This is a genomic window from Mycoplasma elephantis ATCC 51980, assembly GCF_000687815.1.
Lineage (GTDB): Bacteria > Bacillota_I > Bacilli_A > Mycoplasmatales > Metamycoplasmataceae > Mycoplasma_H > Mycoplasma_H elephantis.
This window is the reverse complement of the sequence record NZ_JHXU01000004.1, coordinates 35,258-57,670: the sequence shown is the minus strand read 5'-3', so window position 1 is coordinate 57,670 and position 22,413 is coordinate 35,258. Positions and strand designations below refer to the sequence as shown.

Sequence of the window (22,413 nt, the reverse complement as noted above, 5' to 3'; positions counted from 1 at the left end):
TATAATAAATGTAATCATTAAAGGAGGGGTTATGAAATTAAAAGGGATACCCGCATCAAGCGGAGTAGTAAGTTGCAAGGTTTTTAAATTAATTGAACAAAAATTAGAAATTGATAAAACAATAAATTTAAAACAAGATGCAACAAAATTATTTTCTAAATTCGAAAAAGCATCACAAGAAGTCAGTGATTATTTAAATGGTTTATACAAAGAAATGTTGCCATGAGATAGCGAACAAGCAGGTATTTTTTCGGCATTATCATTTATTGCAATTGATCCAGTTGTCAAGGATAGTGTTAAGGATTTTTTAACAAATAAAGGATTTTCACTTTCAAATGCAATAAGTAGTTCATTTGATGACACTATTAATAGTATTAAAGCAATGAATGATCCATACATGATCGAAAGAATTCCTGATATTTTAGATATCAAGAGAAAAATCATTTTTAATATCCAAGGTATTAAAGAAATTGATTTAACAAAAATAAATGAGGAAGTTATTATTGTTGCTCATGATTTAAGCCCAAGTCAAACAGTTCAACTAGATAAAAAATTTGTTAAAGGTTTTGCAACCGAAATAGGAGGACCTACATCTCATACAGCTATAATGGCAAGAACACTTAATATTCCTAGTGTTGTCGGGATTAGTGGGTTACTTGAAAATGTAAAACATAACGATTTTATTTCACTTGATGGTATTGATGGCCAAGTAATTATTAATCCATCAAAAGAAGAAATAAAAGCATTTGATAAAAAAGGTAAAGATTATTTTAATTGACTAGAAACTCTTAAAAAATTTAAAAATAAAAAAACAATAACTAAAGATAAACATGAGGTAGAACTTGCGGCAAATATTGGTGGAGTTGCTGAAGTTTCTAATGTGTTAGAAAATGATGCGCAAGCAATTGGGTTATTTAGAAGTGAATTTTTATATATGGATAACGATCATTGACCAACAGAAGAAGAACAATTTAATGCATATAAAATAGTTCTTCAAAAAATGAATGGTAAAAGGGTTATTATTCGTACACTAGATATTGGTGGTGATAAGCAACTTAAATATTATGATTTCCCAAAAGAAGATAATCCATTTTTAGGTTATAGAGCAATTCGTCTTTGTTTAAAAGAAAAAGAGATTTTTAAAACTCAATTAAGAGCATTGATTCGTGCTTCATATTTTGGGAAATTGGGAATAATGATTCCTATGATAACACATGTAAATGAGTTTTTAAAAGCGAAAGAAATATTTATTGAAACATATAACGAGTTAAAGAAAAGTAAAGTTCAAATTGGTGATTTAAAAAATATTGAATTTGGACTAATGATAGAAACACCTGCTGCAGCAATACTTGTTGACAAATTTACAAAATATGCTGATTTCGTTTCAATTGGTACAAATGATTTAATTCAATATTCTATGGCAGCTGATAGAATGAATGAAAATGTTTCAAATTTATATCAACCATTAAATCCATCCATTTTAAGATTTATAAAACACACAATTGATGGAGCTCATAAAAATGGTAAATGAGCCGGAATGTGTGGAGAAATGGCGGGCGATAAAAATGCAGTTCCTATTTTACTTGGATTAGGACTTGATGAATTTTCGATGTCATCATCAAAAATTCTTCAAACAAGAGAATTAATTTCTCGTCATTCATTTAATAAATTACAAGATGTTGCATTAAAAGCACTTGAATTAGATTCACAAGAACAAGTTATAGATCTAATTAAAAAAGAGGGTTTAATTTAATGTATAGAAGATATAGCGAGGGAACGCTAGAAGTTATTACTGGGCCAATGTTTTCTGGCAAAACCGAAGAATTAATAAAAAGAATCAATATACTAAATTACGCAAACATAAAAACACTTGTTATTAAACCAAAGTTTGACACAAGATTTAGTGACGATTCAATTGTCTCAAGAAATACGATAAAATATCCTGCTCATAATATAGAAAATGCTCAAGATATTCTCAAATTGGTAGATTCATCAATTAAGGCTGTAGCTATAGATGAAGTTAATTTCTTTAACGAAGACATTATTCCTGTAATTGAGGAATTAACAGCCAAAAGAATCAGGGTAATAGTTGCTGGTCTTGAACAAGATTATTTGCGTCGTCCATATGGTGTGTTGCCAAAATTATTAGCAATGGCGGAAGAAGTATCAAAATTAAAGGCTGTATGCATGCAATGTAAATTAGATGCATCATGTTCATTCCGTAAAGTTGATGTTAAAAAATTAAACTATATTGGTGATTCAGATGAATATGAAGCACGTTGTAGACGTTGCCATATAGCTGGCGAACTTAAAAAACAAGAAGAAAAAACAAAAAATCAAAATTAATATATTTTCAATAGCTAATCAATAATTTTATATTGAAAATTAAAAATATCCGATTTAAAATTCGGATATTTTTTATTAACTATATTTTTATTATGTTCAAAATTTATGGCTTCCATATGATTTAGTATTTATTTTTATTTAATAGAATAAAAATAGGAGAAGATTGAATATTTTTGATAAAAAAATAACTGGTAAAAATAATAATGTTGATACTTAGTAAACAACATAATAAATGAGCAGATAAATTGTACTCATTATCAGTGGCTAAATTTATAATGTCAGTTGTTCTTAAAAATAAAACTAGTGTCGAAAAAGAGTTAATTGATTTATTTACATGATTTGAAATGGATAACAATAAAATTATTTCAAAAGATAATGAACCATACAAATTTTTCACGGGAAATGATTATAATTCTTGATTAAATAATTTTTCAAAATCTTTTGATTTATTGAGAAAAGTTAATGATACTTTACATAAAAATTTTCAAGATTTAAGATGGGAAACGCTTTTTGAATCATGCATTAGTTATATCGATAAAGAACTATTACCAAAAATATCTTTAAAAGAAACAAAGCTTGCAATAGGTATTCAATTAATTGCGTCTTTAGATAAATTTATGGAAAAAAGTAACTATAAAATAGGTCGTGAAAAGATTAAAAAAATATTAATTGACCAAAAAATAAACCAAAATCCTGATTTTTCTAAAAAACAAGGTGGTTGGTCTTGAGCATGAGATCATATTCATAAATTACTAGCATAACAAAAAAATATTCGCACCATAAGAGCGAATATTTTTTATTAATATTATTTTGCTAGTTTTCCAAGAATTGTAAAATCTCTTGCTCCGGTTGCTTTTGGCAAATTTCCATTTAGATTTTTAACAAACAAGTAACCTAATAATGCAAATTCAATTGCCTCTTTAGCGTCAGAATTTATACCAAGATCGTTAGATGTTGCGACATTAACCTGCGGTAATAATGTTTTTAAATCTTGCAATATAAGCGGATTATTTGCGCCTCCTCCGGATAAATAAACAGAATATTTATTTTCAGGTTTTATAACAAACTTTTTGTAACTATTAGCTATTGTAAGAGAAGTAAAATATGTAATTGATCTAACTATATCAAAAGGAGAGAATGAGTCAAATTTTTTAATTAATATATCAAGTAATTGTTTGTTATATTTTTCCCTTCCTGTTGTTTTAGGAGGTTGCTTTTCATAATAATCATCTAATAAAAGAAAATCAATAATTTCATTAATTATTTTTCCATTTTTGGCTATCTTGGCGTCTTTATCATAATCTAAATTGAAAAAATGTTTAACAGCCATATCAATCAAAACATTGCCAGGACCATTGTCAAAAGCAAACACTTTATTTATATCATTATTTAAAACTGTAACATTCGAAATTCCGCCAATATTTTGTAATAAACGTACTTCATTATTATCGTTAAATAATAAATAATCAGGATAAACTACAAGTGGGGCACCTTCACCTCCCACACCCATGTCCGCGGGACGAAAATCACCTATTACAGGAATATTAGTTGTTTTAGCAATTATGCTAATGTCACCAAATTGAAGTGTAGATTTAATTTCATCATTTTTTGGATCTATTAAATGATAGATAGTTTGGCCATGTGATGAAATATAATCTATTTCATTATGCGCAATATTATGTTTTTTAATAAAATTATTTACACTATCACCAAAGAATTTGCCTATTTCAAAATTTAATGAGCAAAAAAAACGTGATGTTTCTTTATGTGCGAAAGATTTTATGATTTTATTTTTTAATTTAAAAGGTATTGTAACTGTTTCAAATTCAATTAAATTAATTTTTAATTTATCTTTATCATTTATTTGTACATATGCAATATCCAAACCATCAACACTAGTGCCGGACATTAAGCCAATTATATTGTAATTATTCTTCAAAAGAAAACTTTCCAATAGGTTTTATGTAATCAAGCAAAATTAGTTCTTCAGGATTTATTTTACCAACTACATTTTTACCAAATTCAATATTTTCATGTTCTTTTAAAACTATTTGCAATTCACCTTTATATTGTTTTAGATTATTATTGCAAATAACAACATCACCACGATTTAATATTTTTGGTGTATCATGAACCGGGAAATCTTTATCTTTATACTTGACACGAGATTGAGTTGAGCGAATTGAATAATCATTAGTATCTTGACGACGGAAATGTTTGTTATTAAATAATATTTCCTTTTCAAGGTCGGTTGTATTTTTTAATGAAGATTTTAATAAACTTAAAGTTATTATATTAGGATCTATAGAACCTAACGATTTTAATTCTTTTTCCGTGGCAAAAGCATTACCTATAATAACATCATCTATTAATTTAGTAGCAAATAAGTGTTTTGCTTGAGATTTTATATCTAAATCCCTGTGTATTTCTAGTGTTGGAAGCCCATGATTAAGTGGTCATGGACCTATTTTACAGCTAGAAGTAACAAAGGCTGCTGTTCGTAAATGAAAATCTTTACATTTTTTTGATGAATTTATAAAAAATGGAAGACTTAATCCAGTATATCTTTGAGGATAGAAGTTATGACATGCTATTAATTTATTTTTGTTTGGAATACATGACATAATATTATCTATATATTTTGATTCAAGAGACATATTGATTTCAATATATAAATCTTGCTCATTGTAAGTCATATCTGATTCAGTTTTACCATCAAACCCCATATCTAATCTAACACCATTAGCTTTAATATCTTTAAAAAAAGATAAATTATTATATGAAATTCCTAATTTATCAAATACTTTTGGATTAACATCTAAAACTACCATCATTCCTAAATCATTAGCTAATTTGTTTATTTCTAGAAATTCTTTTTTAATTTCATTAGGTTCTTTATTTATAGATAATAAGCATGAAAAAATACGTTTAAAATTATATTTTGCAGCAAGTTTTATATATTTTATAATTTCTTGTTTATCCTGTTTATCAGGATAAATTGAAATACCTAGCATTTAAATTCCTTTCGTTATTTTTTATCTTTATTTTGCACACCTTGTGCTATTTTTGCTTTTTCAAGCTTGCGTTCTCTTCAAATAATATATCTTTCGATATATACAGCTATAGATACGCCACAAAAAAACAAAAAGGGGAAAGAACAACAGTAAAATATAATATCAAAATCAACCTTAAATAATAATAGGGGTATACCTATCAAAAACAAAACTATAAAAGGTAATGGAACAATAATTCACGAACTTATTCTTTTAAAAAACTTTGTGTATCGATCAATAAGTGTTGCTAACAAATATCCAATTATCAAGGTTAATACTAATAAACTATATACTAATCATTCTGGCATGTTCCCTTTCTGTTTTTTTAAGCTTCTATGTTTTTTACTTGTTTTTTATTACGTTTAAAAATACTTCTTGAATGGAATTCTTTTGAAACTTGTGCTCTTGTTTCTTCTTCATTAAAGATGATATTTTCTTTTTCTGCGTTTTCTTTACGTAATTGAACTTCTTCTTCGATTTCTTGTTTTAATAATACATTATCATACATTTTAGCAAATGGCCATCATATTACGCATGATACAGCGATCATTAATAAACAAAGAACTAATGCTCTTCAATCTAAATTCGTTGCAAGCACCGCACCAACTGGTGAAGGTAATGTTCACCCAACAACTATAATAGGTACATTTACTAAATTAAGTTTCATTGCAATAAATGATAATGTACCCATTGTAAGAGGGGCTAAAATGGCAGGAATTGCTAAAATAGGATTTAAAACAAGTGGGTAACCAAATATAACTGGTTCATTTATGTTGAATATACCTGGAACAATAGAAGGATATGTAATAGCTCTTATGTATTTTGATTTAGCAATAAATAACATAACAATTAAAAGACCTAATGTAGCTCCAGCTCCACCGATTCAAACAAATCATTGAAAGAATGGTTCCACCAAAATATTAGCTCCATCAGCAGCTGTTATTGATTTTCTACCAAGTGTTTCAGTTAATGATAAGTTATCATCAATAGCGATAAGTCAAAATGGACGAGCAACAGCACCAACTATTGCCATTCCATGAATACCAGCAATTCATAATAACATAACAAATAATATTACAACTATAAAGCCAAAAAAGTTATTTCCAGCAACTAATCCTTGGATTGGTTGTAATAATAATGATGCAAATTTGTGAATATCGAATTTTAATACATTAAATAAAAGAACTGCAGGAACCATTACAAAAAGCATTGGAATAATTGCATTAAATGGTTTTGCAACAACTTCTGGAACAGATTTAGGTAAACGAATCATTATTCTATATTTAATACATAATCTAAATATTTCAATTGAAATAATAGAAACAATAATTCCGCCAAAAATAGTTGCTGACCCGAATGAACCTGATGTAAATGCAGGATTACCAATTGAACTATATGTTGGACCAACTATTGAAATTAGATAAGCAATAAGAGCAATGAATACGCCTTGTTGATCATCTAGTTTGTAATTACGAGCTAAAGACCTAGCTATTCCTATAACTACAAAGAATCCCATCATTGGAAATGTAAGACGGTATGGTAACATAAAGAATCTTGCTCAACGACCGCCATCAATTGGTAGTAAAACATTAATTCCTAATGTTTCACTTTTTCCAATAGGGAAGAAAAATAAAATAAGAAACATTGAACCAATTAGCAATATAGGGATTACGGCTACCATACCATTACGAATAGCATTTATGTAGCGGTTATCACTAATCTTACTAATTATTGGCATAAAGGTACGTTCAATTCATTTAAGAATATTCATACCAACACTAGTTTTTTTAACCTTTTGGTTAGATGACATTGTTTTCCTCCATAATTTTTTTTACATTTTTAAGGAGTTTTGATGCTCCTACTGGATTGTATTCCATTGGTTGAATTTGATATATTAATTTGTTTTTTTGTTTTGCAAATTTTTCAAACTCAATAAACTTGAATCTAATTTGAGGGGCAACCAAAATAATTTGGTAATCATTATTTGGATATTCCTCAATTTCTGTAACACCAATAGCATTGGCTTTAAAAGGTATTCCTAATTGCTTTGCTTCTTTTTCTAGTGAACTAATCAATATATGCGTTGACATTCCACCAGAACAAATTAAAAGAACATTCATTAGATTGCTTCCTTTATTTGTTTTTTGTTTGTTACAGTATTTTTTATTACTAAACTTATTTTTGTTATAAGTAATATAAAGATAACTAAAAAGTATGCAAATATAAAACTAAATAAAATATATTTAATTTTATCATTTACAGTCATAGCGTTTCTAACTACTTCATCTGAAAAGATTGTATGAACCTCTTTACCATCAACAGTAGTTATGGTTCCTAATGGTTTTAGATCCCCTTCAAAAACCACAACTCCAAATGAAATAAATACACTTGATGCAATAACTAATAATAAAATAATAGATGATACAAAATAAAACATGATAGTTTTGAGTTTTGTATCTTTGTTACTTGCTCAAGTTTTATCTTTTAAATCTTTAATCGCATTTGTAATTAAATATTTTAAAAGTAATAAAATAAATATATTTTGAATAGCAACTAAGATAATAAAATTAATATTATCAAAGTTAAAATGTTGAATTTGCTTTGATTTTCCAACATAAATTACACTAGGAACAAACAATAAAATTGAAACAATCATAAAAATTGTTGCTAGCATAGATAATCAAAACACTTTTGTAAATTTTTTGGTTAACACATTTACTCCTTTCGTTTTATTTAATATAATATTTAAGTGAAAAATGTTGATAATAGTAAATACACATATTTAATGAAATTAAATGCAATTCGTAGAAATTCATCGATAACAAATGCACATATAGCTAATGAGATATTAAAATTAGTAAAAAATTCAACTAAGATTTATAAATCAAAAGACTTGGCACAGTTATTAAATGTATCATCTGCCGCTATTTCTAAATTTGTTAAAAAATGTGATTTTAATAACTTTAATGAACTTTGTTTTGTTCATAACCAATCAATATCTAAAGAATATGAAGGCAATATTTATAATCAAGTTATCAAAGATGCGGCTAATTTAATTTCAAATTCTCACAAAATATTATTTGTGGGTGTTTCAGGCTCATATATAAATAATTTAGATTTTGCCCGTAAACTACAAAGATTAAATAAGTGTGTTTTTACTCCTGAAAGTAAATACGATCAAATTGGTTTAAGTAAGCTTCTAACAAATAATGATTTAGTCATAATTAACTCATTATCACTTCAACACACATGAATACTTGATCTTATAAAAATTACTAAGGCAAAAATTATGTTATCAAGTAGTTTTATTCCAAATGATAAAGTGATTAAAGATAAAATTAATGTTTTTAATCATGTTGAAAATGTTAAAGATTTTAAGGGTGGTCTTAGACTTTATTCGACCGATTCATTACTTAAAGTTGTAACATTTTACATTAAAATTTTTGAGTATTTAATTAATGATGAAGATAATTTTCAGTATTTACAAACATCATCATATAACTAATTTGCTTTTTTAAATAAAAGCATTTTTTCAGCTAAAAACATTGCGTTTTCCGCTGACATGAATTGATCTTCTGCATGGGTTAATAAAAGACTAAAATCAAGTTCGGTTCCTTTAGCTTCGCATGAAATTAATTCAAAATGTGCTTTATGAACTTTTGTTAATTCTTCTTTACCCTCTTTAATTTTTTCAGTAGCTTTTACAACATCATTTTTGATTAAATAATCTATTGCTTCAGAAAATAATGCCTTTGCTGCTCCTGAATATGAGATTATTTCAAAAGCCGACTGTTCAATTTTTGTTTTATCCATATAACTCCTTATAAATTTTTTCCGCTTCTTCTTTTGAAATATTTTTTTGTAACATCAAAAGTGTTAATTTAACATTCCTTGTAAGATTGAAGCAATTTTCAATTTGGTCATAAGAAGCATTAGTTAAATCCTTAATCATGTTTTTGCAACGTTCTTCAAGTTTATAATTTGTTGGTATTAGATTAATCATATAATTACTTTCGACATAACCTAATTTTGTCATCACCGCACTTGAAATCATATTGCATACCATTTTTTGACTAGTCCCTGCTTTCATTCTTGTAGAACCCGCTATTACTTCAGCCCCTGTTGAAACACAAATAATTTGATCTATAAAGTTGTTTTTTTCTCTAGGCATAGAATTACATATAAGAACTGTTTTTGCCTCAATCGATTTTGCATATTTTAGGCCACCTATTACATAAGGTGTTCTACCTGAAGCAGTAATTCCGATAACTACATCATTTGATGAAATATTTACACTATTTAAATCATCAATTGCAAATTGTATATTATCTTCAGCTTTTTCAACTGCTTCAAAAAGAGCTTTTCTACCACCAGCTATAAGGCCTATAATTTTATTTTTTACACCAAACGTAGGTCAAATTTCGGTAGCATCTAGTACTCCTATTCTTCCACTAGTTCCCGCGCCTATATAAATAATTCTGCCTTTTTTATTTTTTAGGCATTCATATGCTATATCAATAACTTTGGCTATACTTTCTTTATTTTTAATTACTTCATATGCAACTTTTTTATCTTCATTATTTATCATTTCAATTATTTCTAATGTTGAACTTGAAGATAAATTTTTTGTATTTCTATTTCTTTTTTCTGTATCTAAATCTGTAATATTATTATTTATCATATTCATTAATCATCTAATGATTCTTCTACACGGTAGAATAACATATATGGAACTTTAGGTTTTTCATATCACTTCTTGTTTTTTGTATCTCAATTTCTATCACGCATGTAGTATAGTAAATCAACATCTAAAACATGTTTATTTCATTTAGCATTTCTATAAAATGGTTTTAAAGCTTTTACTTCTTTTCCATCTTTATCTTTTTTAACTATTGGATTGCCTTTTTCATCACGTTTTTCAACACCATTTTCATCATATTCATAAACCGGACCCTCTTTAAAGATTAAAATTCCGCAATGTGTAACATCGAGACCATCTAGGTTGGTTCCAACCATTACAAAATCACCTTCTTTAAAGTTATCCATAATGAATTTTTCATCTAGTATTCTGTGATCTTTTTCAAATTTAATTGCATCAAATTCACGATCTGTTGTTCTTACTCCAGGTAATCAAAACTCTGTTACTTTCTTGTCGACTTCTTTTTTAGCATTAATATTTTTCTTAATATTAATAATCAATTTTTTGTCATTTGCTATTTTCTTAGCATCTTCAGCCATTAAATCAACTGCATTATTTGCAATTTTAATATTTTCATGACCTCAATCAGTAAAGAAATGTTTACGAGTAGTGTAATCAACACGTCCATCTATATATCTTACTTTAGCAACATTTTCTTTAAATTCATCAATATCTTTTGACATTGCTAAGGCAACAGTATAATCTAAAAAGGTAAAACAGTCAACACCCAATATATCAAGAACAAGAATTTCTTCAACCCCTTTTTCTATTGAACCAATCATTTTATCTGGCACATAAGTAAATCCTAAGAATTTTTCTGAAATAGCAACAACCTTTTCCGCCATTGTCTTACCAGATAATGATTTTACATATTCTAAAAGTTCATTTATTTTTTTGTATGTTGCTTGACTTGGTACTTTAACTGGATAGTCTTTTTTTTGTAAATTAATTAAAAGATTTTCACGTCTTTCTAGATCCTTTTTAGCATCATTAATACTTGAATATGAATTAGGTAAATTCTTAATTAAAAGATTTTTTGTATTATCGTCAAGGCTATTAAATTTTTCAAAAGCTTCAATTGCTTTATAAACTATTTTGTAACCTCGTGCATTATATTCATTTTCAAGTTTTTCATCTTCCATTTCTAAAAGACTCTTATATGATTTTAAGTATGAATCATGTGAGTTTTTAATTCCTTTAATAGTTTGAATTTTAACACCAATATCTTTTTTATTATCTTGCTCATTTTTAGACAAAGATAAATATTCATTTTCTGCTTTTTCGAGATTTTTTAAAATATCATTATCAAGTTTGGCTAAATCAACATTTATTAAAGCTTCATTATTTTTTTCAAAATTTTTAATTGCTTCTTCATCAATTGAACACGATATTACACTTGATGTTATCCCAATAGATATTACAGGTATTAAAACACTGCATAATTTTTTGTATTTCATTTTATCTCCTTTATTTAGTGGTATTATTACCACCATATAAATTATAAATTTATATAGTAATTAAAATGTAAACAAAATTGTTAAAAAGAAAATAAATTGTAAAAAAATTTACACTTCAAAATAAGAAAAGTGTAAATTTTATAAAAAAAGCCTTAATAGGCGATTTTCATCATATGGTGGCTCCGGCAGGAATCGAACCAGCGACACACGGAGCTTCAGTCCGTTGCTCTACCAACTGAGCTACAGAGCCATGGCGGTCCAGACGGGAATTGAACCCGCGATCTCCTCCGTGACAGGGAGGCGTATTAAACCACTTTACCACTGGACCATGGTTGCGGAGATTGGATTTGAACCAATGACCTCCGGGTTATGAGCCCGACGAGCTACCGAACTGCTCTACTCCGCGACGTGAAAGTTATTGGTATCTATAAAAATAGATAAATGGCGGGCAATGAGGGATTCGAACCCCCGCGGGCCGTGAAGCCCCTGCTAGTTTTCAAGACTAGTCCCTTCAACCGGGCTTGGGTAATTGCCCATGGTGGACCCAGCAGGACTTGAACCTGCAACCTACCGGTTATGAGCCGGGTGCTCTAACCATTGAGCTATGGGTCCAGTATGCTGTTATATATCCAAATGGTAGCACCAAAGAGGATCGAACTCTTGACCTTCCGGGTATGAACCGGATGCTCTAACCAACTGAGCTACAGTGCCAAATGGTGGAGAGGAAGGGACTCGAACCCTCTACCTCCTGCGTGCAAGGCAGGCGCTCTAGCCAGGTGAGCTACCCCCCCATAAAATGGTGAAGAAGACAGGATTTGAACCTGCGACCACTACGTCCCAAACGTAGCGCTCTGCCAAACTGAGCTACTTCTCCACTATGTTTGCTTAAAGAAATATATAGCCTTGTTATTATAATATATTTTTACAAATTTATAATAGTTTTTTTATTCTTTTCATTCAAAAACATAATCGTATATTTTAACTGTATCTAATTTCTTAATCCCCATATTATAAAGTTCGTCTCAAATTCCCATTTTTTCTAATATTTTATTAAAACGAAGCAAATTATCTTGTGAATTTAACGGTATTCTTTCATATCAATATCTTACTTTTGAACCAGTTATAATAAATATATTGTTTTGTTTTTTAATATCAAAAGGAGCATCATAATTAATAAAAGCTTCTTTTAAATTACTATTTTCATCTTCATCGTATTTAAATGATTTTAATATTTCGAGTAATTTTGCCTTTAATTGATTTAAATTTTGTCTAGTCAATGCACTTGTTTGAACAAGTTCGGATTTAAATTCATTTTTAAAACGCTTAATATTATTTTTTTGACTTAATAAATCAATCTTATTTGCCACAATTAATCTTTTTTTGTTTTGTAAATTGATTTTATAATTTGCTAGTTCTTCATTTATTAGCAAAAAATTAGTTTTAATTTTTTCATAATCTTCACTAAAATCAATAACATGGGCAATAATTTTACATCTTTCAATATGTTTTAAAAACTCAATACCCATCCCTTTGCCTTCATGAGCCCCTTTAATTAATCCTGGCAGATCAGCAACAACAAAAGATTCATTATTATAAGTGGCAATTCCTAATTGGGGATTAACTGTAGTAAATTCATAATTTGCGATTTTTGGCTTTGCATTTGAAATTACTGATAAAAGACTTGATTTTCCGGCATTAGGCACACCAATAAAACCAACATCGGCTAAAACTTTAAGCTCTAAATCCAAAACTTTAGATTCGCCAAGTGTTCCATTTTCACATAATCTAGGAGCACTATTTTTGGCGCTTTTAAACTTGGCATTTCCTTTTCCGCCTTTTCCGCCTTTACAAATTAAGTAGTTTTGTTCATCCACAACATCTGCTACTAAATTATTGTTTTCAAAAACCTGAGTACCAAATGGAACTTTTATAATAATATCCTTACCATTTGCTCCATATAAATTTTTTCTTCCACCATTTATGCCATCATTACCGATGATTGATTTTTGAAGATGAAATTTATAAAGTGTATTCATTCCTGGATCACCACTAAAAAACACACTTCCTCCATCACCGCCATCACCCCCATCAGGACCACCTTTATCTACATGTGCTTCACGACGAAAAGAGATGATTCCATCTCCTCCTTTTCCAGCAGTTATTTTTATTTTGGTCTTATCAATAAATTTCATAAAACATAATTATATATTTAATTTTTATCGTTTTTATCTAAATTTATAGTTAAATAAATTGGACAATGATCTGAAATAAATGTATATGGGTAAATAACAGGGTTTTTAGGTGGGGGATTTTTACTAGCTATTACTTCATCAATCCATTTTTGATCTATATATTTATTTTTTAATGAATCATATATTTTTATCAAACCTGGATTTGTTATTTTTGCATCGCCTTTATAAATTATTTTGTCATAAGGTTGAGAATATTCACCAAAAACTGATGTTTTAAGCGATGTTTTCCATTGTTCATTATCTTCAGAGTAAAATGTATACTTATCATCAATAATATTTTTAAATACTAAATTTTGTTTTCCTAATTTTATATTTGTATCACCCATAAAAATTAGTTCATTATTATCCCCATCTCAAGCATCATAAAATTTCATTACACCATTAATCTTGAGCGCTTCATTAGCTTCTTGTGCACCCATATCTCCAAAATCACTATTAAATTTTTTAGCACCGTCCTCATTTTCTTTCGCTATTCCCGGAGAATCAAAATGGGCAAATACACAAGTAAAATCTTGATTTGTGTTTAAGTCTAAAAACTTTGCTCCATATGGAGGACGAATATATGAGTACTTATCGGCACTAGGATTATTTAAATCTAACAAATTACTTCATGGAATGTTTTCATATAATGTATCCGCAATAAGTTTAACCTTACTACTTTTATAGATTATTCCAACATGTTCCCTTTGTTTTGAATTCATTTCTAGTTGAGTTCCTTTTTTAATAGCTGTATAGTCTTTATTGGATATTTTGTATTCTCATTTATATTCAAAATTGGCTTTATTTAAAATATCTATTAATGACACAACGCCAAGCAAATCATCAATTTCCGTTAATCCGACAATATCAAAATTTTCGGCATTAATAATATTAGTTAAAGCTATATTTTTAAAATTATTTTTACCATTTTGATTTTTTACATTCCAGTGGGCTATTTTTATAGCACTATTATCTTTATTTATTACTAATGGTTTTGATGTAGGTTTTGAAGAAATTGGAGCATTAGGTATTTGCTCACTTTTTTCCTTTTCTTTGAAAAAATATGTGCATGAAGTTGTAAATATTATTGGCATAAATGCAAAAAGTGAAAGAAATTCTTTAATTTTCATTAAATTATTATAAATTTTCATTTTAAAAAATGGTGAAATGAGATTTTGAACCACATTATTTTTCAAAAAATTTGATAAAAAAATTATTATTTTGGATATTTGTGGTTTAATATGTATAGATAGTGGGAAGGAGTGGGAAATGTTTTACGGACAATTTGAACGAACATTTGATGATAAAAACCGTGTTTTGATACCAGCAAAATTTCGTGATCAATTAACAAATGTTGTTTATTTAAGCCGTGGTTTAGAAGATGTTCTAGAGTTACGTTCAGAAAATGATTGAAACCAATTTGCTTCAGAACTTAATTCAAAAAACGAGTTCGATACAAATGTAAGAACTTTTAAAAGAGCTTTTTTTTCAAGAACTCAAGAAATAGACATTGACAAACAAGGTCGTATAATGATTCCGCAAAACATTACCAACCTTTGTGCTATCGGAAAAAACATAGTCTTTGTTGGCGTTGGCAATAAAGTAGAGATTTGAGATAAAGCCAAATTCGAAAAATTCCAAAACGAAAATCCAAGTGAAAAACTGGAAACTTTAGCTCAGACAATCTCTGATAAAGGATTTTAGTGGATAAAGAATTACATATTCCGGTTCTATTAAATGAAGTTATCGATCAACTGAATATTCAAGAAAATGATACCATTATCGACTTAACCGTTGGTTTTGCGGGTCATAGTTCTTGTATCCTTAAAAAGTTAAAATCAGGGCTCTTGGTCGGTTTCGATAAAGATAAAAATGCTATAGAAAAAAGTAGTAAACGTCTTGGCGAAATCGGACACAATTTTATGCTATTTAAGTCAGACTTTAAACACTTTAACGATTTTTTAGAAAAACATAAAATTGACAAAGTTTCTGGAATTTTAGCCGATTTAGGAATAAGCTCACCACAAATTGACACTCAAGAACGTGGCTTCTCTTACTTTAAAGATGCCCGCCTAGATATGAGGATGGACCAAGAACAAAAATTAGATGCGTATCAAATTGTTAACAATTACACAGTTGATGAATTGGTAAAAATTTTTAATGATTACGGACAAGTTAAGCTATCCAAGCAACTTGCAACTGCAATCGTTAAAAATAGACCAATTGAAACAACAAAACAGTTGGCAGATTTAATACGTTCTAGCTACCCAAATGCAATGACAAGAAAGAAAAACTTAATAAAACCAGTTTTTCAAGCCATTCGTATAGAAGTAAATGATGAACTTGGCTCTCTCAAAAACATGCTTAAGAAAACATTAAATTTCTTAAAAAGAAATGGTAAATTACTTATTATTACATTTCACTCCTTGGAGGATAAAATATTAAAAGAGTTTTTTAATTCATTAATTAAGCATAACGATCCCAAATTACCAGTTATGCTTAAACAGGATTACAAAATTAAAACCATTTATCCTTCACAAACAGAAATAGAAACAAACAAACGCTCTAGAAGCGCAAAACTTCGCATTTTGACAAAACTAATTGATTAATCAGCTTGAAGATGGATTTCTAAGATAGCTAATCAATTAATCAATAAGTAAAAAAAGTATGAGTAATGTTTTTATCGTAATTGGTGTAAGATACCTAAAACATTTGAGCATTTATCGTAAAAACAAAGATAAACCTTATAACCTGTAGATAACACAATGGTTTACAGTTTACTGATAAATCATAAAAAAGCAAGATTTCTTGCTTTTTTTATTTCATATAAAATATAAATAATGATATTGAAGGAATTTTTAAATTTATTTAAGGCTAAGAAAAAAATCTATTCTCCATGTGATGGAGATGTTTTGCCATTAAAATCATTAAATGATAATGTTTTTTGTGAGGGACATCTAGGAGAGGGAGTAATTATAGAACCAAACGAGAATGATGTAACTATATGTTCACCTATTTCGGGAAAAATTGCTGCAATAAATGATACAAATCATGCAATTGTAATTGAATCAAAAAACGTGAATATTCTTTTGCATATAGGAAGTAAAACATCAATTTTAAAAGGGCAAGGTTTTAAGCTATTAGTCAACAAAAATCAACAAATTTCCAAGAAAAATCCTATTTTATGTGTTGATTTTAAGTATTTAAAATCTCATCTTGATTTTTCTGGTGTTATAATGGTTGTTATTCCTGAATCTAGATATAATAAAGTATCAAGCATAAAATATGGAAAAATAACAAATAATTCTTTAGTGTTTAAAGCGAGTAAATAAAAAAGCAGATATCTGCTTTTTTTATACCATACAAGATTCACACTCTAAATTTTCACTACCTTCAAGCACATCTTGTCTTATTCTAACATAGTATATAGATGAACATTTTTTTGTAAATGCTCTAATATACGCTTTATTTAAATCTCTAGTTGTTACTTTATCAGTCATAAATAATGTTAAAGAAATAGCTTGATCGACATGTTTTTGAGCTTCTGCCGCTAAATCTATTATTGGATTTGGCCCCATTTCATAGGCTCCTTGTTCATAATATTTAAGGTTTGAATTTGTAATTTTGAATGCCGGAACATAAACTCTTCCAACCTTACCTTCTTTCCTTACTTCAACAGGAGCCACAACAGGTTGTAAACTTGGTGTGCAAGAACTTAAATATGAAATCGAACCTGTTGGAGCAATAGCCATTAAGTGCGAATTAGCTAAACCTTTTTCTATAATTTTATTTGATAATTCAATTCATTCATCTTTTGTCGGAATATGAACATTATATTTTTCAAATATGTGTTTTATTTTTGTAGTTTTTGGAATATATTCTGTATCAGAACAATTTGTGTATTTACTTAAATATGAACCATCAGCATATTTCGTTTTTTCAAAATCCTTAAAAGTTCCAAATTCATCAACCATTTTATTTGATGCCTTGTATGCATGATATGCAACAGTATAAAAGAATATATTTGTAAAATCTAATGCTTCTTGTGAATCATAATAAATTGAATTTGTTGCTAAAAACCCATGCATATTCATGGCTCCTAAGCCAAGAGCGTGATTATCATCATTACCTTTTTTAATACTTGGTGCCGAACCTAAATCAGCGGTTCTAGATACCACATCTAATGATCTAATAGCTCTTTCAACAACATTACCAAAATCTTCGCCAGATTCCATCATATAGGCAATATTTAAACTACCTAAATTACATGAAATATCTTTACCAATTTTATTAAAAGTTAAATCTTGATTAAAAGTTGATTCAGTAGATACTTGCGCTATTTCAGAACATAGGTTAGACATAACAATTCTTCCAGGGTGCGGATTTCTATTATTTACAGTATCATCAAACAATATATATGGATATCCAGATTCAAATTGTAATTCAGCAATTGTTTGAAAAACTTTTCTAGCATTTATGTATGTTTTTTTAATTCGAGGATTTTTTACTAAGTTGTAATACTCCTTAGTTATTGAAATATCACTTAGCGGCATACCATATTCTTTTCACACATCAAGTGGTGAAAATAAAGCCATTTCTTCATTCTTTTTTGCCAATTCAAATGTTATATCAGGAATAACAAGTCCTAGTGAAAGTGATTTTATTCTTATTTTTTCATCCGCATTTTCTCTTTTTGTATCCAAATAAGACATTAAATCAGGATGATGCACGTTAAGATATACTGCGCCAGCACCTGGTCTTTGTCCTAATTGGTTTGCGTATGAAAACGAATCTTCCAAAAGCTTCATAACCGGAATTAAACCTGTGGCTTGATTTTCGATATTTTTAATAGGAGCGCCAAACTCTCTTAAATTTGTTAAGCAAAGCGCAACCCCACCCGCTCTTTTTGAAAGTTGTAAACTAGTAGAAATTGCTTTTCCTATTGATTCCATATTATCTTCTACACGAAGTAAATAACAAGAAACATATTCCCCACGCTGTTTTTTACCAGCATTTAAAAATGTTGGAGTAGCAGGTTGAAAACAACCCAACATTATATCTTTTATAATATCTTTTGCCATTTCATAGTTACCATTCCCAAGTAACAAACCATTCATAACCACTCTTTGTGGATATGTTTCTAAATATTCTTGTCCATTAAACGATTTTAAACAATAAGTGCTAAAAAATTTATAGGCACCCATAAAACCAGGGAATTTATGTTTAAATGTTTTTGCATACTCTATTAATTCAACAACTTTATCAATTCCATATTTTTTGATTAATTCTGGTTCATAATAATGATTTTCCATTAAATAAAATAATCTATCATGTTCATTATCAAAAACCTTCATCTTAGGAATTATATTATGCTTAATATATTGCTTAACTGATAATTTATCGGATTCAAAATTATATTTTCCATTTATTTTTAGTCTTGCAATAGCATTCAGAGCTATGTATTCATCATCCTCTTTCATTAATTTACTACTCATTAATTATTTACCTCAAAATTTATTTAATATGTCTTTAACATTTTCTACATCTTTTTGTGTTCCTCTAAGTTCATATTGATATAAAAGTGGAACATTTAATTTTTTACTCAAAATAGGACCCGATAGTGCAAAAGTTTCATTAAAATTTGTATTTCCAGAAGCGATTACTCCACGACAGTGATCCCTATTTTCTTTAACATTTAAAAATTTAATAACTTCTTTAGGCACTGCTCCTTCAGTAAATTCGCCACCACCACAAAATGTTGGACAAAATAGTACGTAATCTTTATCCACACGAATAGTACCTTCAACTGGTTTATCATCTTTATTAACAAGTTTTTTTTCATAAGGAATTCTAATTGAATTCAATTTTAATTTTTCTGTAACAAATGTGTGAGTATTTTCTGTCAAACTAGAATAATAAACACATAAAATATCACCTGTAGGTTTTTTAATCCCTTTAACTTTAATAACATCTTTATGCATAATTAAAACTCCCAATCTTCATCTTCTGTTTCTTCACTAACGCCCATAACATATGAACTTCCATTACCTGAGAAAAAGTCATGATTTTCATCAGCTCTAGCTGATAATTGAGCAAATACTTCTGGTGAAATCTTTGTTTCCTCATCGGAAAATGGTGATTCATAACCTAAATTTTGTAAAAATTTTCCAGCATTATAAAGACTAAAACGAATAGCATCTTCTGCTAAACTTTTACCATTTTCTAACTCAAAACCTTTATATAATTCATTTAAATATTTTTTTTCTAAATCAATTAATTTATAAGTTAGATCAAAAGTAAACTTCTTCATTTCTTCTTGTCTTTCTTTTGACTCTTTAGCTAATTTGCGTTGATATTTATAACCGCTGTAATAGTTATGAATAACCTTGTCGCGTAATATTAATCTTATAATATCACTTGTGTTAGGCAACTTACTTCTAGCAGCTAAGTAAAATGGTAAATAAAAACCACCATATAATAAAAATCCCGGCATCAATGCGGCTGCAACTTTAGATTTAAGTGGATCCCCGCATGAATAATATGGAATAAGTGCTTTTGCTCTATTTTGTAAGTTCTCATTATTTATAACTCATTCATGCGCTTCTTCAATTTGTTCACTAGAACAAAGTGTTGAAAAAATTGTTCCATAACTTCTTGCATGAACCCCCACCATAAATGCAAAATTTGCATATATTATTTGTTCATGATCCGTTAATCCGTTTTCAATTTGAGCAATGTCACAGACTGTTGCTTGGATAGTATCTAGTAAAGTTAATCCCGTAAAAGTTCTAGTTACTAATTGTTGTCAATTTTCTGTTAATGTATTTCATGATTTTAAATCATTAGATACCGGGATTTTTTCTGGTAATCAGAAATTTTGTGTGACTCTACTTCATACTTCTAAATCTTTATCATCATTTATTCAATTTCAGTTTACTGAACGTAAACGACCTTTAAATCCTTTTTTAACATATTCAATAGGTGAAACCGATTCGTAATAATATTGATTTTTAATTTTAGTTTTATCATTTTTTTCAATTTTCGATTTTAAATTTTTTCTAATCATATTTCCCTTTCTTAAATTTCATAATTTGTAATACTATCATAAAAGAAAATAAATGATTATTTCTTTCTAATTTATAAAATATTTATCTTTTATAAAAAACATTTTTTCTATTTAAAAAAATCTTAAAAATTGACTTTTTACTTTTTTATTAATTTTTAAGATTTTTTACTTATTTTATGCATAAAATCAAAAAAACGCTTTTTTTAATTCAAAAAGCATTTTTTGTTTAATAAATTAATTAATTAAAAAGAATGTGAAGTTCACATTCTTTTAAAATTAAATTTTATTCAATGTCAAGTTCAGCTGTAGGTGATAATTCAAGAATTTTTGCTTTTAATGCTTCTGCTTCTTCTTGTTTTGCATTTTCTAGTAATGCAACTGGAGCAGATTCAACCATCTTTTTTGCATCCATAAGTGATAAGTTAAGAGCTTCTTTAACTGCTTTAAGAGTAGGTATTTTTGCACCACCATCACTTTTTAACATTAATTTAACTGTTGTTTTTTCTTCAGCAGCATCAGCACCTGCGGCAGGACCTGCAGCTACAGCAACAGCTGTAGGATCGATCCCGAATTCTTCTTTCATTGCATCAACTAATTCCATTACTTCTTTAATGGTCATTTCTTTTAATGAACTAATAAAACTTTCTTTTGTTAATTTTGCCATAATAATATCCTATTCCTTTCAATTTATTTATTAATTATTAATTAGTTTATTTTCATCAACAAGCATTTTTAAACCTATTGATATTTGTTGAAGGGGAGCAAGTAGTGAACGCCCAAGAATAGCAAGAGATTCTTCATATGTTGGTAAACTTGCAACCATTTTAACACCATCTGCGTCAATAACTTTTCCTTCATAAACACCAGCTTTAATAACAAAAAGCTTGTTATTTTTAGCGAAAGCTGATAAAACTTTTGCAGCAGACATATCATCGTTATTGCTAAATGCAAATATAGATGATCCCACTAAATATTGATCAAGATCGTTTAATTTTAGTGAATCAGCAGCTAATTTAAATAATCTATTTTTATAAACTTTTATTTCTACACCGTGTTTTTTAGCTTCACGACGTAATGTTTGAAGTTCAGAAACTTTTAAACCAATGTATTGAGCAACTACTAATCCATGAGAATTTGATATTTTTTTAGTAATATCTTCAACAATTTCTTTTTTTATTAAACGAAATTTAGAGTCGGCCATTATGCCTCCTTTCATAAATTTGCAATATATAAAAAACAAGATATACATTCGGTAACTTTATTAAGCAAGTGCCGTTACTGTCTTTATGTATTGCTGTAATATTATATTATAAATTTACAATTTTATTTAAAATATTAATTTTTAAATACGGAAAATAAAAATATTCAATGAAAAAACAATATTTTATAATGAATTTTTAAATTTTAAGAAAATTAAAACACCATTATAAACGGTGTTTTAATTTGGTGTCAAAAGACATTTGGGGCAAGCGACGGGGATCGAACCCGCGTATGTCGGAGCCACAACCCGATGCGTTAACCACTTCGCCACACTCGCCAAGTTTTTTAATTATATACCAAT

The 22,413-nt window shown here is 28.3% G+C and carries 23 protein-coding genes and 9 tRNA genes; 7 read left to right on the top strand and 25 right to left on the bottom strand.

All coding sequences use genetic code 4. The features are described 5' to 3' along the window. Window positions 1-31: 31 nt before the first annotated feature. The 3 genes from ptsP to T380_RS0101515 all read left to right on the top strand — a co-directional run bounded on the left by ptsP (window position 32) and on the right by T380_RS0101515 (window position 3,107). On the top strand, window positions 32-1,753 hold the full coding sequence (gene ptsP / locus T380_RS0101530) for a phosphoenolpyruvate--protein phosphotransferase (protein WP_027334173.1): 1,722 nt from the start codon (window positions 32-34) through the stop codon (window positions 1,751-1,753). After that, the gene (locus T380_RS0101525; protein WP_027334172.1) at window positions 1,753-2,346 is read left to right on the top strand and encodes a thymidine kinase; all 594 of its coding nucleotides are present in this window, start codon (window positions 1,753-1,755) and stop codon (window positions 2,344-2,346) included. The genes ptsP and T380_RS0101525 overlap by 1 nt, the downstream gene beginning before the upstream one ends. Before the next feature lie 203 nt (window positions 2,347-2,549). Continuing rightward, window positions 2,550-3,107 carry a hypothetical protein gene (locus T380_RS0101515; RefSeq protein ID WP_027334171.1) on the top strand — a complete coding sequence of 186 codons (558 nt, stop codon included), beginning with the start codon at window positions 2,550-2,552 and terminating at the stop codon, window positions 3,105-3,107. A 44-nt stretch (window positions 3,108-3,151) separates the two neighbouring features. Here the strand turns inward: T380_RS0101515 and T380_RS0101510 are convergent, their stop codons facing one another. Genes T380_RS0101510 through T380_RS0101485 form a run of 6 tightly spaced genes read right to left on the bottom strand, consistent with a single transcriptional unit; the run spans window position 3,152 to window position 8,112 of the window. Then, on the bottom strand, window positions 3,152-4,255 hold the full coding sequence (locus tag T380_RS0101510) for an anhydro-N-acetylmuramic acid kinase (RefSeq protein ID WP_156930193.1): 1,104 nt from the start codon (window positions 4,253-4,255) through the stop codon (window positions 3,152-3,154). Window positions 4,256-4,274: 19 nt separating this feature from the next. Then, entirely contained in the window at window positions 4,275-5,360 is a 1,086-nt protein-coding gene (locus tag T380_RS0101505) for a DUF871 domain-containing protein (RefSeq protein WP_027334169.1), read from the bottom strand. 14 nt (window positions 5,361-5,374) lie between these two features. Continuing rightward, window positions 5,375-5,707, bottom strand: coding sequence for a hypothetical protein (locus tag T380_RS0101500; protein WP_027334168.1), 333 nt, complete (start codon window positions 5,705-5,707; stop codon window positions 5,375-5,377). 17 nt (window positions 5,708-5,724) lie between these two features. Beyond that, the gene (locus tag T380_RS03875; RefSeq protein WP_051599951.1) at window positions 5,725-7,209 is read right to left on the bottom strand and encodes a PTS sugar transporter subunit IIC; all 1,485 of its coding nucleotides are present in this window, start codon (window positions 7,207-7,209) and stop codon (window positions 5,725-5,727) included. Then, window positions 7,199-7,519: a PTS sugar transporter subunit IIB gene (locus tag T380_RS0101490; protein WP_027334167.1), complete on the bottom strand. Its 321-nt coding sequence runs from the start codon at window positions 7,517-7,519 to the stop codon at window positions 7,199-7,201. The genes T380_RS03875 and T380_RS0101490 overlap by 11 nt, the downstream gene beginning before the upstream one ends. After that, a complete protein-coding gene (locus tag T380_RS0101485; RefSeq protein ID WP_027334166.1) occupies window positions 7,519-8,112 on the bottom strand; it encodes a hypothetical protein in 594 nt (197 codons plus the stop codon). The genes T380_RS0101490 and T380_RS0101485 overlap by 1 nt, the downstream gene beginning before the upstream one ends. Window positions 8,113-8,148: 36 nt before the next feature. On the opposite strand from T380_RS0101485, the gene T380_RS0101480 reads away from it, so the two are divergent. Next, a complete protein-coding gene (locus T380_RS0101480) occupies window positions 8,149-8,904 on the top strand; it encodes a MurR/RpiR family transcriptional regulator (protein WP_036436775.1) in 756 nt (251 codons plus the stop codon). Here T380_RS0101480 and T380_RS0101475 read toward each other — a convergent pair. The 13 genes from T380_RS0101475 to T380_RS0101415 form a co-directional block, all read right to left on the bottom strand. Continuing rightward, a complete protein-coding gene (locus tag T380_RS0101475; protein WP_027334164.1) occupies window positions 8,901-9,212 on the bottom strand; it encodes a PTS sugar transporter subunit IIA in 312 nt (103 codons plus the stop codon). The two genes, T380_RS0101480 and T380_RS0101475, sit on opposite strands and share 4 nt — an antisense overlap. Next, window positions 9,205-10,086: an N-acetylmuramic acid 6-phosphate etherase gene (locus T380_RS03870; protein ID WP_211246875.1), complete on the bottom strand. Its 882-nt coding sequence runs from the start codon at window positions 10,084-10,086 to the stop codon at window positions 9,205-9,207. The genes T380_RS0101475 and T380_RS03870 overlap by 8 nt, the downstream gene beginning before the upstream one ends. Beyond that, window positions 10,086-11,555 (bottom strand): N-acetylmuramoyl-L-alanine amidase-like domain-containing protein, encoded by a 1,470-nt coding sequence (locus T380_RS0101465; protein ID WP_027334163.1) that lies wholly within the window; start codon window positions 11,553-11,555, stop codon window positions 10,086-10,088. The genes T380_RS03870 and T380_RS0101465 overlap by 1 nt, the downstream gene beginning before the upstream one ends. A gap of 174 nt (window positions 11,556-11,729) precedes the next feature. After that, window positions 11,730-11,805 (bottom strand) — tRNA-Phe (locus T380_RS0101460). Window position 11,806: 1 nt separating this feature from the next. Beyond that, window positions 11,807-11,883: transfer RNA gene (locus T380_RS0101455), tRNA-Asp, on the bottom strand. A gap of 1 nt (window position 11,884) precedes the next feature. Beyond that, window positions 11,885-11,961: transfer RNA gene (locus tag T380_RS0101450), tRNA-Met, on the bottom strand. A 36-nt stretch (window positions 11,962-11,997) separates the two neighbouring features. Further along, window positions 11,998-12,090: transfer RNA gene (locus tag T380_RS0101445), tRNA-Ser, on the bottom strand. A gap of 1 nt (window position 12,091) precedes the next feature. Beyond that, window positions 12,092-12,167: transfer RNA gene (locus tag T380_RS0101440), tRNA-Ile, on the bottom strand. 22 nt (window positions 12,168-12,189) lie between these two features. Continuing rightward, window positions 12,190-12,266: transfer RNA gene (locus T380_RS0101435), tRNA-Met, on the bottom strand. Window positions 12,267-12,269: 3 nt separating this feature from the next. Beyond that, window positions 12,270-12,346, bottom strand: a tRNA-Ala gene (locus T380_RS0101430). A 6-nt stretch (window positions 12,347-12,352) separates the two neighbouring features. Next, window positions 12,353-12,429, bottom strand: a tRNA-Pro gene (locus T380_RS0101425). Between the two features lie 70 nt (window positions 12,430-12,499). After that, a complete protein-coding gene (gene obgE / locus T380_RS0101420) occupies window positions 12,500-13,747 on the bottom strand; it encodes a GTPase ObgE (protein ID WP_027334162.1) in 1,248 nt (415 codons plus the stop codon). 17 nt (window positions 13,748-13,764) lie between these two features. After that, window positions 13,765-14,916 (bottom strand): endonuclease/exonuclease/phosphatase family protein, encoded by a 1,152-nt coding sequence (locus T380_RS0101415; protein WP_156930192.1) that lies wholly within the window; start codon window positions 14,914-14,916, stop codon window positions 13,765-13,767. A 37-nt stretch (window positions 14,917-14,953) separates the two neighbouring features. On the opposite strand from T380_RS0101415, the gene mraZ reads away from it, so the two are divergent. The 3 genes from mraZ (at window position 14,954) to T380_RS0101400 (ending at window position 17,118) form a co-directional block, all read left to right on the top strand. After that, on the top strand, window positions 14,954-15,490 hold the full coding sequence (mraZ, locus tag T380_RS0101410) for a division/cell wall cluster transcriptional repressor MraZ (RefSeq protein ID WP_084259815.1): 537 nt from the start codon (window positions 14,954-14,956) through the stop codon (window positions 15,488-15,490). Beyond that, a complete protein-coding gene (gene rsmH / locus T380_RS0101405) occupies window positions 15,490-16,395 on the top strand; it encodes a 16S rRNA (cytosine(1402)-N(4))-methyltransferase RsmH (protein WP_027334159.1) in 906 nt (301 codons plus the stop codon). The genes mraZ and rsmH overlap by 1 nt, the downstream gene beginning before the upstream one ends. A 231-nt stretch (window positions 16,396-16,626) precedes the next feature. Next, the gene (locus T380_RS0101400) at window positions 16,627-17,118 is read left to right on the top strand and encodes a PTS sugar transporter subunit IIA (RefSeq protein ID WP_027334158.1); all 492 of its coding nucleotides are present in this window, start codon (window positions 16,627-16,629) and stop codon (window positions 17,116-17,118) included. Window positions 17,119-17,139: 21 nt separating this feature from the next. Here the strand turns inward: T380_RS0101400 and nrdE are convergent, their stop codons facing one another. The 6 genes from nrdE to T380_RS0101370 all read right to left on the bottom strand — a co-directional run bounded on the left by nrdE (window position 17,140) and on the right by T380_RS0101370 (window position 22,389). Beyond that, window positions 17,140-19,281 (bottom strand): class 1b ribonucleoside-diphosphate reductase subunit alpha, encoded by a 2,142-nt coding sequence (gene nrdE / locus T380_RS0101395; protein WP_027334157.1) that lies wholly within the window; start codon window positions 19,279-19,281, stop codon window positions 17,140-17,142. Window positions 19,282-19,284: 3 nt separating this feature from the next. Further along, entirely contained in the window at window positions 19,285-19,767 is a 483-nt protein-coding gene (nrdI, locus tag T380_RS0101390; protein WP_027334156.1) for a class Ib ribonucleoside-diphosphate reductase assembly flavoprotein NrdI, read from the bottom strand. A 2-nt stretch (window positions 19,768-19,769) separates the two neighbouring features. After that, entirely contained in the window at window positions 19,770-20,852 is a 1,083-nt protein-coding gene (nrdF, locus tag T380_RS0101385) for a class 1b ribonucleoside-diphosphate reductase subunit beta (RefSeq protein WP_051599950.1), read from the bottom strand. Between the two features lie 283 nt (window positions 20,853-21,135). Then, on the bottom strand, window positions 21,136-21,516 hold the full coding sequence (gene rplL / locus T380_RS0101380; protein ID WP_027334154.1) for a 50S ribosomal protein L7/L12: 381 nt from the start codon (window positions 21,514-21,516) through the stop codon (window positions 21,136-21,138). A 30-nt stretch (window positions 21,517-21,546) separates the two neighbouring features. Continuing rightward, complete coding sequence (rplJ, locus tag T380_RS0101375; RefSeq protein ID WP_027334153.1) at window positions 21,547-22,053, bottom strand: 50S ribosomal protein L10; 507 nt, start codon at window positions 22,051-22,053, stop codon at window positions 21,547-21,549. A 260-nt stretch (window positions 22,054-22,313) separates the two neighbouring features. Then, a tRNA-His gene (locus T380_RS0101370) sits at window positions 22,314-22,389 on the bottom strand. Window positions 22,390-22,413: the final 24 nt, after the last annotated feature.